At 59.5% G+C, this 15,065-nt stretch carries 15 protein-coding genes and 1 tRNA gene; 14 read left to right on the top strand and 2 right to left on the bottom strand.

Annotated features, from left to right (window positions below):
• Positions 1-19 precede the first annotated feature (19 nt).
• The 8 genes from tolR (at position 20) to QNH97_RS22505 (ending at position 5,883) form a co-directional block, all read left to right on the top strand.
• Entirely contained in the window at positions 20-472 is a 453-nt protein-coding gene (gene tolR / locus QNH97_RS22540) for a protein TolR (RefSeq protein ID WP_172681749.1), read from the top strand.
• Positions 472-1,551, top strand: a complete 1,080-nt coding sequence (gene tolA, locus QNH97_RS22535) for a cell envelope integrity protein TolA (protein WP_283553973.1) — start codon at positions 472-474, stop codon at positions 1,549-1,551. Before tolR ends, tolA begins: the two co-directional genes overlap by 1 nt.
• A complete protein-coding gene (gene tolB, locus QNH97_RS22530; RefSeq protein WP_025215223.1) occupies positions 1,548-2,849 on the top strand; it encodes a Tol-Pal system beta propeller repeat protein TolB in 1,302 nt (433 codons plus the stop codon). The genes tolA and tolB overlap by 4 nt, the downstream gene beginning before the upstream one ends.
• A 52-nt stretch (positions 2,850-2,901) precedes the next feature.
• Entirely contained in the window at positions 2,902-3,399 is a 498-nt protein-coding gene (pal, locus tag QNH97_RS22525) for a peptidoglycan-associated lipoprotein Pal (RefSeq protein WP_003178634.1), read from the top strand.
• Positions 3,400-3,405: 6 nt separating this feature from the next.
• A complete protein-coding gene (ybgF, locus tag QNH97_RS22520) occupies positions 3,406-4,236 on the top strand; it encodes a tol-pal system protein YbgF (RefSeq protein ID WP_283553972.1) in 831 nt (276 codons plus the stop codon).
• A 166-nt stretch (positions 4,237-4,402) separates the two neighbouring features.
• Complete coding sequence (queE, locus tag QNH97_RS22515; protein WP_283553971.1) at positions 4,403-5,050, top strand: 7-carboxy-7-deazaguanine synthase QueE; 648 nt, start codon at positions 4,403-4,405, stop codon at positions 5,048-5,050.
• A gap of 19 nt (positions 5,051-5,069) precedes the next feature.
• Positions 5,070-5,744 carry a 7-cyano-7-deazaguanine synthase QueC gene (gene queC / locus QNH97_RS22510; RefSeq protein WP_283557533.1) on the top strand — a complete coding sequence of 225 codons (675 nt, stop codon included), beginning with the start codon at positions 5,070-5,072 and terminating at the stop codon, positions 5,742-5,744.
• A gap of 63 nt (positions 5,745-5,807) precedes the next feature.
• Positions 5,808-5,883 (top strand) — tRNA-Lys (locus QNH97_RS22505).
• A 125-nt stretch (positions 5,884-6,008) separates the two neighbouring features.
• Here the strand turns inward: QNH97_RS22505 and QNH97_RS22500 are convergent.
• Positions 6,009-6,944 (bottom strand): LysR family transcriptional regulator, encoded by a 936-nt coding sequence (locus tag QNH97_RS22500; protein WP_283557532.1) that lies wholly within the window; start codon positions 6,942-6,944, stop codon positions 6,009-6,011.
• 171 nt (positions 6,945-7,115) lie between these two features.
• Here QNH97_RS22500 and QNH97_RS22495 point away from each other — a divergent pair, with 171 nt between their 5' ends.
• From QNH97_RS22495 to QNH97_RS22470, 6 genes are read left to right on the top strand one after another with little or no spacing between them, the layout of a single operon-like run.
• Complete coding sequence (locus QNH97_RS22495; protein ID WP_283553970.1) at positions 7,116-7,733, top strand: thermostable hemolysin; 618 nt, start codon at positions 7,116-7,118, stop codon at positions 7,731-7,733.
• Entirely contained in the window at positions 7,730-9,295 is a 1,566-nt protein-coding gene (locus QNH97_RS22490; protein ID WP_283553969.1) for an AMP-binding protein, read from the top strand. Before QNH97_RS22495 ends, QNH97_RS22490 begins: the two co-directional genes overlap by 4 nt.
• Positions 9,270-10,151 carry a TauD/TfdA family dioxygenase gene (locus tag QNH97_RS22485; RefSeq protein ID WP_283553968.1) on the top strand — a complete coding sequence of 294 codons (882 nt, stop codon included), beginning with the start codon at positions 9,270-9,272 and terminating at the stop codon, positions 10,149-10,151. Before QNH97_RS22490 ends, QNH97_RS22485 begins: the two co-directional genes overlap by 26 nt.
• A gap of 8 nt (positions 10,152-10,159) precedes the next feature.
• Positions 10,160-11,284: an aminotransferase class III-fold pyridoxal phosphate-dependent enzyme gene (locus tag QNH97_RS22480; RefSeq protein ID WP_283553967.1), complete on the top strand. Its 1,125-nt coding sequence runs from the start codon at positions 10,160-10,162 to the stop codon at positions 11,282-11,284.
• Positions 11,262-12,602, top strand: coding sequence for an aspartate aminotransferase family protein (locus tag QNH97_RS22475; protein WP_283553966.1), 1,341 nt, complete (start codon positions 11,262-11,264; stop codon positions 12,600-12,602). Before QNH97_RS22480 ends, QNH97_RS22475 begins: the two co-directional genes overlap by 23 nt.
• 2 nt (positions 12,603-12,604) lie before the next feature.
• Positions 12,605-14,020 carry an amidase gene (locus tag QNH97_RS22470; protein ID WP_350356205.1) on the top strand — a complete coding sequence of 472 codons (1,416 nt, stop codon included), beginning with the start codon at positions 12,605-12,607 and terminating at the stop codon, positions 14,018-14,020.
• 6 nt (positions 14,021-14,026) lie between these two features.
• Here the strand turns inward: QNH97_RS22470 and QNH97_RS22465 are convergent, their stop codons facing one another.
• Positions 14,027-14,938, bottom strand: a complete 912-nt coding sequence (locus tag QNH97_RS22465) for a DMT family transporter (RefSeq protein ID WP_283557531.1) — start codon at positions 14,936-14,938, stop codon at positions 14,027-14,029.
• Positions 14,939-15,065 lie beyond the last annotated feature (127 nt).

The following is a 15,065-nucleotide window of genomic DNA, read 5'->3' as shown; positions in this document are numbered from 1 at the left end:
GTATTTCCCAATGGCTTTAATCGCTCGAGCCCGAAAAAAGCGCAAGCCGGTCGCCGAGATGAACGTGGTGCCCTACATCGACGTGATGTTGGTGCTGCTGGTCATCTTCATGGTGACCGCGCCCATGCTCAATCAGGGCGTGAAGGTCGATCTGCCCAAGGTTTCCAGCGAAGCCTTGCCGCAGGACAATAACACCCAGGTCCTGACCATTTCGATCAAGGCTGACAAGACCTATTACTGGAACCTTGGCAGCGAAGTCGACACCGAGAAGCAGCAGGACCGGGCCATGACCTTGCCGCAGATGACCGACGCGGTGACCAAGATCATCAATGCCGGCAACGGTAACGGCAAGCGCACCCAGGTCTTCATTCGCGGCGACAAGACCGTCGACTACGGTGCCGTGATGGGCGCCATGGGCGGTCTGCAGAAAGCCGGGGTCGGTAACGTTGGCTTGATCACCGAGGCGCCCTGATGCAGCAACAGCGAGAGCCGTCCGCCTCGGAAAGCTTCTTCTGGCCTAGTGTCCTGGCAATCGGCCTGCATGTGCTGGTGTTCGGCATGCTGTTCGTCAGTTTCGCCATGACCCCGGAGCTGCCGCCGGCCAAGCCGATCGTGCAGGCGACCCTTTACCAGCTTAAATCGAAAAGTCCGGCCACCACCCAGACCAATCAGAAGATTGCGGGTGAGGCGAAGAAAACCGCCGCGCGCCAGACTGAAGTCGAGCAGTTGGAACAGAAGAAGGTCGAGCAGGAAGCGATAAAGGCTGCGGAACAAAAGAAAGAGGACGCGGCTCAAAAGGCCGAGGAAGCCAAGAAGGCCGACGAGGCGAAGAAAGCGGACGAGGCGAAAAAGGCTGACGAAGCCAAGAAAGCCGACGAAGCGAAGAAAACCGCCGAGGCGAAAAAGGCCGAAGAGAAACAATTGGCTGATATAGCCAAGAAGAAGTCCGAAGAAGAAGCCAAGAAAGCCGCTGAAGAAGAGGCCAAGAAAGCGGCCGCTGAAGCAGCGAAGAAAAAGATCGTCGAGGACGCCAAGAAGAAAGCGGCCGAAGACGCCAAGAAAAAAGCTGAAGCTGACGAGGCGAAAAAGAAAGTCGCCGAGGACGCGAAGAAGAAAGCCGCCGCTGACGCCGCCAAGAAAAAGGCCCAGGATGCAGCGCGTAAATCTGCCGAAGACAAGAAGGCCCAGGCCTTGGCAGACCTGCTTTCGGACACGACTGAGCGTGAGGCGACCAAGGCGGATGAGGTCGGCGATCAAGTGGCAGGCGATTATGACGACCTGATCCGGATTCGTGCAGCAGAAGGCTGGGCTCGTCCACCTTCGGCACGTAAAGGCATGACGGTAGTATTGCAAATCGGCATGTTGCCCGACGGTACGGTTACCTCGGTCAGCGTCGCCAAGTCCAGCGGTGACGGTCCGTTCGACGCCTCGGCGGTCGCAGCGGTCAAGAACATTGGACGATTGACGGAAATGCAAGGAATGAAACCGAGCGACTTTGCTCCCTATCGTTCATTCAAGATGACATTCACACCTGAGGATCTAGCCTTGTGAGAAACCTTCTTCGAGGAATGCTTGTCGTTATCTGCTGCCTGGCAGGGATAGCGGTAGCAGAGGAAAAGAACATTCTGGTCACCAGCGGCAGCGACCGGGCTACCCCGATCGCCGTCGTACCGTTCGGCTGGCAGGGCGGTAGCGTCCTGCCGGACGACATGGCAGAGATCATCGGCAATGACCTGCGCAACTCGGGTTACTACGCGCCGATTCCGAAACAGAACATGATCAGCCTGCCGACCCAGGCCAGCGAAGTCATCTACCGTGACTGGAAGGCCTTGGGCGCCCAGTACATCATGGTCGGCAGCATCGTTCCGGCCGGCGGTCGCCTGCAGGTCCAATACGCCCTGTTCAACGTCGCCACCGAGCAGCAAGTGCTGACCGGCAGCGTGTCGGGCAGCGTCGATCAACTGCGTGACATGTCGCACTACATCGCCGACCAGTCGTTCGAGAAACTCACCGGCATCAAGGGCGCGTTCTCCACTCGCATGCTCTACGTGACGGCAGAGCGCTTCTCCGAGAACAACACCCGCTACACCCTGCAGCGCTCGGACTATGACGGCGCCCGTGCAGTGACCCTGCTGCAATCGCGCGAGCCGATCCTGTCGCCGCGTTTCGCTCCTGATGGCAAGCGCATCGCCTATGTCTCTTTCGAGCAGAAGCGTCCGCGCATCTTCATGCAGCACATCGACACCGGTCGCCGCGAGCAGATCACCAACTTCGAAGGCCTCAACGGCGCGCCAGCCTGGTCGCCGGACGGTACTCGCCTGGCGTTCGTGCTGTCCAAGGACGGTAACCCGGACATCTACGTGATGAACCTGGCTTCGCGTTCGATCTCCCGCGTGACCAACGGTCCGGGCATCAACACCGAACCGTTCTGGGGCAAGGATGGCTCGACCATCTACTTCACCTCCGACCGTGGCGGCAAGCCGCAGATCTACAAGACCAGTGCTGGCGGTGGCGGTGCAGAGCGCGTGACGTTCGTCGGTAACTACAACGCCAACCCGAAGCTGTCGGCGGACGAAAAGACCCTGGTGATGATCCATCGCCAGGACGGTTTCACTAATTTCAAGGTGGCGGCCCAGGATTTGCAGCGCGGAAGTGTAAAAATCCTCACTGATAGCACTCTGGACGAGTCACCTACTGTTGCGCCCAACGGCACCATGGTAATCTACGCCACCCGCCAGCAGGGCCGGGGAGTCTTGATGCTCGTGTCCATTAATGGACGCGTGAGGCTCCCGCTTCCTACCGCACAAGGCGAAGTCAGAGAACCGTCCTGGTCCCCTTACCTGAACTGACGCGGCGCAATACGTTTTACTTAACACACTGGGGTTCATTAGGAGTTTCACGATGGAAATGCTGAAGTTTGGTAAATTTGCTGCGCTGGCTCTGGCCATGGCTGTAGCTGTAGGTTGCTCGTCCAAAGGCGGCGACAACGCCGGTGAAGGCGCTGTTGATCCAAACGCTGGTTACGGCGCTAACACTGGTGCTGTTGATGGCTCCCTGAGCGAAGAAGCTGCTCTGCGCGCAATCACCACCTTCTACTTCGAATACGACAGCTCGGACCTGAAGCCAGAAGCCATGCGCGCTCTGGACGTTCACGCCAAAGACCTGAAAGCAAACGGCGCTCGCGTTGTTCTGGAAGGCAACACCGACGAACGTGGTACTCGTGAGTACAACATGGCACTGGGCGAGCGTCGTGCGAAAGCCGTTCAACGCTACCTGGTACTGCAAGGCGTTTCCCCAGCTCAGCTGGAACTGGTTTCCTACGGCGAAGAGCGTCCAGTTGCTACCGGCAACGACGAGCAGTCCTGGGCTCAAAACCGTCGCGTCGAACTGCGTAAGTAATTCGTCATGCGAACGTGCCGTCGTGCTGTAACTGTTCTGGCTCTCAGCCTCGCGCCGCTTGCGGCGTGGGCTGCGGTTCCTGTGGTCGATAACCAAACCGGCTATGACAATAGCGGGAGCAGTTATCCGCCTGCAGGTTACGGTACGAACGGCGCCTATGCCGGGGGAGGGGTTTCGGCCCCTGTCTCGGCACAGGGCCAGCTGTTCAACCAACTGCAGCAAATGCAGGATCAGATCTCGCGCCAACAGGGTGTGATCGAAGAACTGCAAAATGATGTTTCGCGCATGAAGCAGGAAAACCTGGAGCGATACCAGGATCTTGATCGGCGCATAGGAACCGGTGTTGCACCTGCCGCGACTCCTGAGAATTCTCCTGCCGGTGGCGATTTGAACGCCCCCGGTGCAGCCGCAGGCGCTGGGGCAACTGCTCCAGCACCGGCCGCCGGTGGCGAACCGGCTGATCCGGCGAAGGAAAAGCTCTATTACGATGCTGCCTTCGACCTGATCAAGGCCAAGGATTTCGACAAAGCCAGCCAAGCCTTTGCCGCTTTCCTGCGCAAATACCCAAACAGCCAGTATTCGGGCAACGCCCAGTACTGGTTGGGCGAAGTGAACCTGGCCAAGGGCGACCTGCAAGGCGCCGGCCAGGCGTTCGCCAAGGTTTCGCAGCTGTATCCCAAGCACGCCAAGGTGCCGGATTCACTGTACAAGCTCGCTGACGTAGAGCGCCGCCTCGGTCACACTGACAAGGTAAAAGGCATTCTGCAGCAGGTGGTGGCCCAATACCCGGGTACATCCGCCGCTCAGTTGGCCCAGCGTGATCTGCAACGCATGTAAGCTGGTTTGACCTGCTTTGAAGAAACCCGCGCTTGTCGCGGGTTTTTTCGTTAGAATTCACGCCCTTTTTATGAAACACGCTTTTTGGGATCTGCGCGTTGGCGGGGTTCCTTGAAGTGCCTGACGGAGGCGGACAGCCTGTTTAGCTGTTACGCCCGTGGCGACTATGCAAGACACATTGAGAATCACCGAAGTTTTTTACTCGTTGCAGGGTGAAACGCGAACGGCTGGGCTGCCCACGGTTTTTGTGCGCCTCACCGGTTGCCCGTTGCGTTGCCAATACTGCGACAGTGCCTACGCGTTCAGCGGCGGCACCTTGCGAACCCTCGACGATATCCTTGAGCAAGTGGCCGGCTATCGCCCGCGCTACGTCTGCGTCACGGGCGGCGAGCCACTGGCGCAACCCAACGCCATTCCTTTGCTCAAGCAGTTGTGCGATGCCGGCTATGAGGTTTCCCTGGAAACCAGCGGCGCCTTGGACATCTCGGCCGTCGACCCGCGCGTCAGTCGTGTAGTGGACCTGAAAACCCCAGGTTCCAAGGAAGCGCACCGCAACCGTTATGAGAATATTGAGCTGCTGACGCCCAACGACCAGGTCAAGTTCGTGATCTGTTCGCGGGAAGACTACGACTGGGCCGTGTCCAAGCTGATTCAATACGGGCTCGACCAACGGGCCGGCGAGGTATTGTTGTCGCCGAGCCATCACGACCTGAACGCTCGGGATCTGGCGGACTGGGTGGTGGCGGATAATCTGCCGGTGCGCCTGCAATTGCAGCTGCATAAATATCTTTGGAACGACGAGCCGGGGCGCTGATATGACGGAACACTCGAACATTGCTGAAAAACGTGCGGTCATCCTGTTGTCCGGGGGGCTGGACTCGGCGACGGTCGTGGCCATGGCCCGCGCCGAAGGCTACCGTTGCTACACCATGAGTTTCGACTACGGCCAGCGCCATCGCGTCGAACTGCACGCCGCTGAACGGGTTGCCCGGGATTTGGGCGTGGTAGAACACAAGGTGATCGGCCTTAACCTCAACGGCATTGGCGGTTCGGCTTTGACCGATAGCTCCATCGACGTACCCGAGGCGCCGAGTGAAGGCATTCCGGTGACGTATGTGCCGGCACGTAACACCGTGTTCCTGTCCCTGGCGCTGGGTTGGGCCGAAGTGCTGGGTGCTCGTGACATTTTCATTGGCGTCAACGCCGTGGATTACTCCGGCTATCCGGATTGCCGTCCGGAGTTTGTCGAAGCCTTTGAGCGCATGGCCAATCTGGCGACCAAGGCCGGTGTAGAAGGGCAGGGTTTCCGCATCCAGGCGCCGCTGCAGAATCTCAGCAAGGCCGACATCGTCAGGGCGGGTGTGAAGCTTGGCGTGAACTATGGGCTGACCGTTTCCTGCTACCAGGCCGATGATCAGGGCCGTGCCTGCGGCAAATGCGACAGCTGCCGCTTGCGTGCAGAAGGCTTCGCAACCGCGGGCGTGAGCGATCCAACCCTTTATTTTTGATTTATTTCAAATTAAGTGTTGAATAGTCCTTAGAAATCAGTATTATACGCGCCACCACACAGCGGGTCGTTAGCTCAGTTGGTAGAGCAGTTGGCTTTTAACCAATTGGTCGTAGGTTCGAATCCCACACGACCCACCATTTTTAGCAGTTTTAAAAGTCTGGAAGGCCCACGAAAGTGAGGATTTCCGGATTTTTTTTTGCCTGGAATAAAGTCGACGGTCGAAGCCAGAACCACTCGATGAGTCGAGTGGTTCCCGGGCTGATTAAAGCAGGCCGTCCTCGGCACATACTTTTACGATCTGCTCGCGAAACCAGGTGTTGGCGCTGTCCTGGCTCGGTTTCTCGCTCCACATCATATCCAGCGTGAAGTTCGGCAGGCCCGGCGGTGGCTGGCGCAGGCCGTACTTGTCTTCGTCGCAGGTCAGCGCCTGAATACGTCGAGGCAGGGTCAGGATGAAGTCGGTCCCGGTGACCATATTGAGTGCCGCCACGTAGCTGTTGGCCCGGGCGACAATCTGTCGGTTGTAGCCTTGCCGACCGAGCCATCCATCTATCATGTTGGTGTCCGATGTCCAGGGCGTTGGAAAGACATGCTGGCACGCGGCAAACGTCTCCAGATTGAATGCCTCCTCGGGCCCTGTGAATTTCTTGTCGACCACGCAAATCAACTCATCTTCCAGCAATACTTGCGAGCGCAAACCTTTGGTTCCACGATGGAAGTTGGGGCCGAAACAAATGACCAGGTCGAAGCGGCCATCCATCAGTTCTTCGGCTGGAATATCTCGGTGAAATTTCGTTATGTTAATGATGACGGGAAAGCGACTGCCGATAAAAGATTTGACTAATGTTGGCAGTATAAGAAGCTCAAAGTACTCAGGTGCGCAAATATTGAATGTTATTTCTTTCTGGGTTGGGTCAAAAGTCTGAATTCCGGAATGGCATATATTGATTGTTTTGAGAATCTTCAGTATGTGGCTGTACATGGCGGTGGCCTTGCCGGTAGGCAGCATGCCACTACGGGTATTAACAAAAAGTTCATCTTCGAAGCTCGTGCGCAGCTTCTTCAAGCAATAGCTCACGGTCGACTGGCTGACGCAAAGGGCCTCGGATACCTCGGTGACGCTGCTCTGCTCGTACACCGCGACAAACACCATCAAGTCCTGCATGTCCAGCTTTCTAAGCAAATTACTATTGAGCATAAGATCCTTCTTGGCGTAATCCATGGACTAGCGTCCTATGTTTTTATGACAAAGACGTTTATTTACATATTAGCGGATGCAATTTACTTTTTAAATGGTCTGTAGGAGTTTTCCCCAATATGCTCGCCTCGCTTTTTACAGGAATCCTGCACAAGGACGGAGGAGGACAAAATGCAAATACGTGTCGCTGAAACTAAGACGCCGTTATGGGTGCAAGCCACAGAAGTAGTGAAGGAAAAATTTCGCAGTTCTTATTCCGCTTCGGTTGAACCGAACCCGCAATACTTTGCGGTTACTCAGGATCCGGCAGATCGTATTCTTGCGTGCGCCGGTATTACGTTTGCGGACCATCGCACACTGTTTTCCGAGCAATACCTGACACACCCGATAAACGAGATATTGTCCCGGCGCTTCGAGAAAACCATTGATCGCTCGAACATTGTCGAGATCGGTAACCTGATTTCCCATCACCTGACGGCCGGAATGATTCTGGTCAACATGATTCCCTTGTTGTCCTGGTGCATGGGTGGGCATTACCTGTTGTGCACGGTGACACCTCGGGTTCGGCAAATGATGGAAAGTTGCCAGATCGATTTCGAGCCGCTGTTGACCGCAGACCCCACGCGCCTGGCCGATGACGGCAGCAAGAAATGGGGGAGCTATTACGCCAAGTTGCCCGTCACGGGCTTTATCCGGGTGGACCCACAACGTTCACGTTTCGCCGCCATGACCCTCAATACCTCATTCACTCAATTGCCCAGCGATTCTCTGGCGAGGGCGCAGCCATGAGCAGTGGATTTATCAGCCAGTTGCAACGTGCGTTACAAGACAATCGCCAGGCCATCTGTGCGGTTGACTGGTCGCCAGCAGGCAATGAACCGGTGGCGTTGACTTATGGCGAGCTGGAACATCGCTCGCTCAATCTGGCGGCAACACTGCAGCGGCGTTTTGCAAGCCGGGCCCAAGGCGATCAAGTGGTATTGGGGATTGCGACGCGCAACAGCAGTGACTGGCTGGTGGCCGACCTGGCCTGCCTGTTCGCCGGAATCACTGCGCTGCCGTTGCCGCTGGCGTTCAGCCAATCCCAGGCTGAGCACCTGGCTGGGAGTTGCGATGGGTTTCTGGTCGATGCCGCAGGGCAGGGAACCCTGGCACAACGCTGGAAGTTGGATTTTCCCGACAGCCGTTTGCAACGCATCAACGAGCCGGTGCTCGAGCAGCCGCTGCTCTATACGCCGGAAAGTGAGGGCGACTGGATCTGCAAAGTCATCCACACCTCGGGCACCACCAGCCGGCCGAAAGGGGTGCGGCTGAGTACCCAGGCGGTCGGCGCGGTATTGGCGTCGTTGCGCCAACGCATGCCCGCCAATGCCCATCGTCGTTATTTGTCTTTGGTGCCCTTGAGTCTGTTGCTGGAACAAGTGACCGCCGCGTATCTGCCGCTGCTGGCTGGCGGGACCGTGCATTTTTTGCCGCCGGACGAACCCTTGCTCGGCGAGCCCGGCGCTTCGCCGCAGCGCCTGGTGGATTGGATCCTGCAAGTCCAACCAACGGCCCTGACGGTCCCACCGGTCATGGTCAATCGCTTCCTGGAGCAGATGAACGAAGGGAGCGAGCCGGGCGAACGGCTGGCGCGTTACCTGAAGTCGGGCGCGCACATCACCTGCGGCGGTGCGGCGGTGAGTATCGATGTGCTACGCGGCCTGGCTGAGCAAGGCATCGCGGTGTACCAGGGCTACGGGCTTTCGGAGAACGCGTCGGTGGTCAGCATGAACACTGCTGAGCAGCAACGCCTTGGCAGCGTCGGCCAGCCGTTGCCCCATGTCCAGGTGCGTATCGGCGCCGACCAGACCATCGAGGTCAAGAGCAGCTCGCTGTTCAGCGGCTATTCGGGCACCGACCCCAGCGCCTGCTCCATGTCCGGCGACGGCTGGATGGACACCGGTGACCTGGGGTCGCTGGATGCCGATGGCTATCTCTACGTGCACGGGCGCAAGAAGAACGTGATTTGCCTGCCCAACGGCCGCAACGTCAGCCCCGAGCAGGTTGAGTTGGAGTATCGCAAATACCCGGGCGTGAACGACGCCGCCGTGTTTTTCGATGATCGCGACGGTCTGGTGGCGTTGTTGTGCGTGGAGTCGACCCCCGCGCGCGAGGAGCTGCTTGCCTGGTCGGCGGGACGTTTCTCCGACATCGAACGACCGAACCGACTCTGGTTGTTGACCCGCGACGACCCGCTGATCGAGCAGCTTTATACCGTCACCGGCCGGCCGAAACGCGCCGACATCGCCCATGTTTTTTCCACTCTGCAAAGGAATGCATCCAATGAGCACACCTGCCTTTCACTTTGAGAACCCTGACGTTTCCATCGTCGAGTCGCACCACTTCGCCAGCCTGGGCAAGGCCGAGCTGTATGAGCTGCTGGGGCACTACGGTGTCGTGCTGTTTCGCAACTGCATTCACACTGCCGAAGACTTCAGTGCATACGTGAAGCAAAACAGTTCGCGACTGAGCCTGGATCCGGCGCGGATCATGGTCGGTGGCGCGGCACAGTTGGTGGATGCCGGGCGCCAGGCGGTGGGCCTGCATTGCGAAAATGGTAACTCGCCGTTCTGGCCGGACATGACCTGGTTCTATTGCCAGGAAGCGCCGCGCAAGGGTTCGCAAACGACGTTGTGCGACGGCGAACGGGTGCTAGCGAAGCTCTCCCCGGGCTGCCGCAGTTTCTTCGAAGAAAACCCCATTCGCTACAGCCGCACGGTGGCAGGGGAAAAATGGCGCCGGCTGGTGTGTCACTACTCGCCGACGTTGTCGGATCCGGCAGCTGTCGCTATCGAGGATCTGTTGCAGATCATCGGTGATGATCCGCAAACCCTGATCTCTTTCAACCCGGCCGATGATTCGATCCATTACGCCTTCAGCACGTCAGCGATCCTGACGTCCGCCTTCAGCCAGCGTCCGGCCTTTGCCAACAGCATCCTGGGGCCATCCTTCAATTACGAGGCACCGGTGATCGACACGCTGGCCGGGCAGCCGATTCCCGCCGAGTATCTGGCTGAGATCGCCGAGGTGTCTGCCCAACACACCTGCCCGGTTGGCTGGCGCGACCACGACATGGTGATGATCGACAACCGTCGGGTCATGCACGGTCGGGAAACCATCGTCGATGAGCGTCGGCGCATTTTCAACGCCTTGAGCTATCGATGAGAGATCCCATGAAGCACGACAACTATATTCTCGCAGGGCAGTACGAGAGCTACTCCGACGGCGATGGTCGGCAGATCATCGACCTGACCGGCGGGTTCGGCTTTCAGGTGCCACCCGTGATCGAGGCGGTCAGTCGCCAGGCAGAGATCATGGGCCTGTCCAATCGGGTACTGATGTCCGAGCCGTTGATTGCCTTGTGCCGACGCTTGGCCGAGTTGCTGCCTGCGCCGCTGGCCAGCTCTTATGTCTGCAGCTCCGGCGACGAGGCTTTTGAGGGGGCCTTGAAGTTGTGCAAGGGGCTCAAGCCCAAGGGCAACACCATCGTGTTTGTCCAAGGCGGCGATTACGGCTCGCTGACCTACGGGCGTTGCCTCAATGCGGCGCAAGACGATCTCGGCCTGCAGAGTTTCCTGGGGTTCAAGCGCGCGGCGATTCGTCATCTCGCGGACCTGGATGCGGTGGACTGGGGCGATTGCTTTGCGGTGTGCCACAGCAACACCCGCACGGATGCAAACGGCCGACTGCAATTGCTTGAACCGGCCTTGATCGAGCAGTTGCATGCTCGTGCGGCACAGGCGTCGGCACCGGTCATCGCCGTCGATACCCACAGTTGCCTCGGCAGCCTGGGTTCGCTGTTCGGTTTCCAGCGGTATCGCCCCGTTCCGGACATTGTCGTGCTCGGCGGCCCCCTGGGCGGCAGTGCGATTCCCATCGGCACCTATACCTGCAGCGAGCGCATGGCCTGGCAGGTCTATGGGCGCAGCAGCCCGGCCAAACACGGCAGCACCACCGCCGGTAACCCAATGGCCTGCGTGGCGGCCCTGGCCGCGCTGGATTACGTGCAAGCCCACGACTCGCCCCGCCAATGCCAGGAAAACGGCCAGCGCCTGGCGCAAGCCCTGGCTGGCTTCGGCGCGGTGGCCGTGGGCGCCTGGGTCAGCCTGCCGCTGGCCGACGGGCTGCAGCCGGCGGTGCTGTGCGAGGCGCTTTACCGGCAAGGTGTCTACGTCAGCGTACCCCGTGGCCGCGAATTGATTTTGCGCTGCCCGATCACCGCGCGTCCCGAATACATTCAACGTGCCGCCCAACTCATCAAGGAAACGTTAAGCCATGTCCTTACTCAGGCCGCATGAACAACTGCTGGATGACTGCCAGCGGCACTGGAGCGCCTCGGCGGCCAAGTTGTATCGCCTGGGCAAGACCAGCGTCGAGCAACAGGCCGATGGCATCCACGTCACCGATCACACTGGCAAGCGCTTCATTGACTGCGCGTGTAGCTATGGGGTGTTCATCGTCGGGCATCGTAATCCGACGGTGCGTGAGCGGGTGCAGGCGCAATTGAACCAGATGGCCTGGGTGCCGGAAGGCCGGCGCCACCCGCTTCAGGACTCGCTGTCCGAGCGGCTGTGCCAATTGGTGCCGGGGGAGTGGGGCGATGTGCAGTTCATGGTCTCGGGCGCCGAAGCGGTCGAACAGAGCCTGCGCTATGTGCTGCGGATCCAGCCCCAACGGCGCGGCATCGTGGTGATGAGCGGCTCCTACCATGGCAAGACCCTGGCGGCGATGAGCATTTTGGGCCAGCAACAGAACCACGGCAGTTACGGTATTGATCCTCCCGAAGTGACCTGCGTGCCCTACGGCGATTTCGCCGCCCTGCAAAACGCCGTGGGCGAGGGCGTGTGTGCGGTGTACGTCGAACCGATTCTGGGCGGTGCTCATTTGCAGGTGCCCCCAGTGGGCTACATGGCCAACATCCGGGCCTTGTGCGATGCCACCGGCACCCTGTTGGTGGCCGATGAAATCCAGACCGGTTTCGGCCGTTGCGGCAAATGGTTCGCCGTGCAATATGACGAAGTGGTTCCCGACATCATGATCCTCTCCAAGGGCCTGACCGGCGGCTATACCTCGTTTGCCTGCGCCCTGTACAGCCAGCGCCTGGCCACCCAGTACCCCCTCAGTGAAATCGAGCCTGACACCCGAACCAACGGCGGGCATCCGGTGGCCTGCGCGTCGGCGCTCGCGGCCATCGATTACATCGAGCAACACAATCTGGTGGAGCAGTCGCGGGTCAACGGCGGGTTGTTGCGTCACGGCCTGCAACGGCTGGCCCTGCGCTATCCGCACATTGTCGAGGACGTACCGGGCGTTGGCTTGATGACGGGCTTGCGCCTGCGCGGCTCGGTCTATGAGGCCTTGATGAGCATGGAGCTGGGCAAGCGTGGCGTGCATGCCGGGCATTCGATGAATGAAAAGGCCACGCGCCCAGTGCTGCGCTTCTATCCGCCGCTGAACATCACGCCTGAAGCGTTGCGCCATGTCCTGACGATGATCGAAGAGGCCCTGGAGGCCATCGACCGGCGTCCGGCGCTGGCGGTGAAGGCGTTTTCCCTGGTGGTGCGCAATATGTACCAGTTACCCAACAGATGGCTACGCAGCAAGAGGGCCTCATGAGCATGTTCAATCCTGACACGCTGACCCTGCGGGAAATGGCTGGTCTGCTGCGCCGTGGCGCGCTGACCAGCGTTACCTTGCTGGAGTTCTACCTGCAACGCATCGCTGAGCGTAACCAGCAGATCAACGCCTTGATCCAGCTGGCGCCGGTCGAAGAACTGCGCCGCCAGGCCCGTGAGGCTGATGAGATGGCGCGCCTCGGCCAGATCAGCGGTCCGCTGCACGGCATCCCCATCACTGTCAAAGACGTCCTGCATGTTCGCGGATTCAAGATGTCCCGCGGCGTGGGTGAGTTGATGGGGGATGTCAGTCAGGAGGACGCGACGGCTGTCGCCCGACTTCGGCAGGCCGGCGCGATCATTATGGGCATCAGCAATGTGCCGGAACTGTGCATGGCCTTCGAGACCGAGAACCTGATCTACGGGCGCACCCTCAACCCCCACGATCTGCTTCGCTCGGCGGGAGGCAGCAGTGGCGGTGAAGCGGCAGCCATCGCCGCCGGGTGCTCGCCAGCGGGGCTGGCGTCCGATGCCTGCGGCAGTGTGCGGATTCCGGCGCACTTCAATGGCATCTGCGGCCTGAAACTGACCCAGGGACGGGTGCCGTTGACCGGCCAGTTTCCCAATGACCGTTCCGGGCTGTTTCACCTGACCTCGGCCTTTGGCGTGATGGGGCGTTATGTCGATGACTTGGCGCTGCTCGGTCCGCTGATCAGCGGTGCCGACGGCCATGATCCAGACACCGTCGATGTGCCGTTCGCTGCCAGCGAGCCCCTGGCCGACTTGCGTATCGCGCTGTTCTCGGCGTCGAGCCGAACTCCCGTCAGCGCGGCGGTGAGCCAGGTGTTGCAGCAGGTCGAACGGTGCTTGAGCCCGGTGGTGTCGCAGGTGAGCGAGGTCGCGCCGCCGATGCTCGACGAAGCCTGTGATGTCCTGTGGCGGGTGTTCATCACGGGTGCTGACGCCGGACGCGGCTGGCGACGTTTGTTCGACTCCATGAACAAGCACAGCTTTACCCCGGCCATCGCTCAGTTGCTGGACATGAGCGAGGCCGTGGAATTGAGCGTTGATGAAGTCAAGCGCGACTGGATCATGATCGATACCTTCCGCTATCAGTTGGCGAAGTTCTTCAAGCAGCACGATCTGTTCATCTGTCCGGTCTTCCCGGATGTCGCGTTCCGCCATGGGGAATCCCTGGAGGACCGCGATCAGTATGCCTTTGTGTTCCCGTTCAGTCTCAGCGGCTCGCCCGCAGTGGTGATCCGCGCTGGCGTCGACCCGTCCACTGGGATGCCCATCGGCATTCAGATTGTCGGGCCTCACTGGCAAGAGGAACGGTTGTTGGCGGTAGCGGCTTTCCTTGAACGGGAACTGGAGCGGTGGAGTCCGGTTTCGCCTCGCCCGGTATCGACGTACTGAGGGGGCTCAAGCCGTGACGGTCCTGGCATTACGGCTGCTGACCACCAGTGCCAGCATGCCGCCTCCCACCAGCGCGGCGCCGATAATCTCGATCATCATCGGTTGCTGCCCGAGCCAGAACCAATGGAGCACCGTCACGAACAGGGTGTTGAGGTAAACGTAGGAAATCACCGTGGACGGCGCGATCACCCCAATGGCCCGGTGCAGCAGCCAGAACGTGGCGAGGGTACCGAACAAGGCCAGGTACACCAGCCAGCCGATGTCCAGCGTCGACAGCTGCAGACCGCTGCGCCACCCGCCGCTGAACAGGCAGAACACCAGCAGGAACAGCGCACCGAACAACATGTTCCAGAAGGTCATCGCCACTGGATCCCGTCCCTGCAAAACCGAGTTTTTGAAACGTTGGCTGAGGGGCGAATACAGCGCCATCGCCAGGCAACCGGCGCCGAAGACCAGCACCGGATAGAGCGCGGGCAATTGTCCCGGGGCCGAGCCTTTGAGGGTCAGTAATATCGCGCCGACTGCCGCGACCAGCATGGGCACCAAACGGGTCTTGAGGCTCGGGTTGGGCAGCAGGAATACCTCGAAAAACAAGGTCATCAAGGGCACCAGTGTGTACAGCGTCGCGGTGTTGACGGCCGAGGTGTAGCGCAGCGCTTCGAACAATGAACCAAAGTAGGTCGCCAACAGCAGGCCAAGCACGGCATGGGCCAGAAGGCCTCTGATTGAGATGGGCGAGGTGTTTTTCAGGAGCAGCAGCGGCAGGAACATCAGTGCGGAAAACAGCAGTCGCAAACCGGTGAGCAAGATCGGATCGATGGTCTGGCTGACCTGTGCCGCGGCCAGGAAAGATGAGGCGATCAGCATCGCCCAAATGAGCATGCCCCAGTGAGCGGCTGCAAAACCGACTTGTTTGATCAAGGTTTTATTCCTGTGTGCATACCGGAACGCCGTGATGGGCAAGTCGGTCTGCGGTCATGGGGAGTGTTTCAAAACAAGGGCTGCACTTTGTGCAGCCCTTGGTCTTGCGGGTCTGTCTCCGGCG

It is taken from the genome of Pseudomonas sp. G2-4 (genome assembly GCF_030064125.1).
Lineage (GTDB): Bacteria > Pseudomonadota > Gammaproteobacteria > Pseudomonadales > Pseudomonadaceae > Aquipseudomonas.
The sequence above is the reverse complement of the archived record's forward strand: the minus strand, read 5'-3'. Positions and strand labels throughout refer to the sequence as shown.

Excerpts from the sequence above, each read along its gene's own strand:
- QNH97_RS22480 (WP_283553967.1), top strand. The coding sequence starts at position 10,160 with ATGAAGCACGACAACTATATTCTCGCAGGGCAGTACGAGAGCTACTCC.
- pal (WP_003178634.1), top strand. The coding sequence starts at position 2,902 with ATGGAAATGCTGAAGTTTGGTAAATTTGCTGCGCTGGCTCTGGCCATG.
- QNH97_RS22495 (WP_283553970.1), top strand. The coding sequence starts at position 7,116 with ATGCAAATACGTGTCGCTGAAACTAAGACGCCGTTATGGGTGCAAGCC.
- queE (WP_283553971.1), top strand. The coding sequence starts at position 4,403 with ATGCAAGACACATTGAGAATCACCGAAGTTTTTTACTCGTTGCAGGGT.
- QNH97_RS22475 (WP_283553966.1), top strand. The coding sequence starts at position 11,262 with ATGTCCTTACTCAGGCCGCATGAACAACTGCTGGATGACTGCCAGCGG.
- QNH97_RS22490 (WP_283553969.1), top strand. The coding sequence starts at position 7,730 with ATGAGCAGTGGATTTATCAGCCAGTTGCAACGTGCGTTACAAGACAAT.
- tolA (WP_283553973.1), top strand. The coding sequence starts at position 472 with ATGCAGCAACAGCGAGAGCCGTCCGCCTCGGAAAGCTTCTTCTGGCCT.
- ybgF (WP_283553972.1), top strand. The coding sequence starts at position 3,406 with ATGCGAACGTGCCGTCGTGCTGTAACTGTTCTGGCTCTCAGCCTCGCG.
- QNH97_RS22470 (WP_350356205.1), top strand. The coding sequence starts at position 12,605 with ATGTTCAATCCTGACACGCTGACCCTGCGGGAAATGGCTGGTCTGCTG.
- QNH97_RS22500 (WP_283557532.1), bottom strand. The coding sequence starts at position 6,944 with ATGCTCAATAGTAATTTGCTTAGAAAGCTGGACATGCAGGACTTGATG.
- QNH97_RS22485 (WP_283553968.1), top strand. The coding sequence starts at position 9,270 with ATGAGCACACCTGCCTTTCACTTTGAGAACCCTGACGTTTCCATCGTC.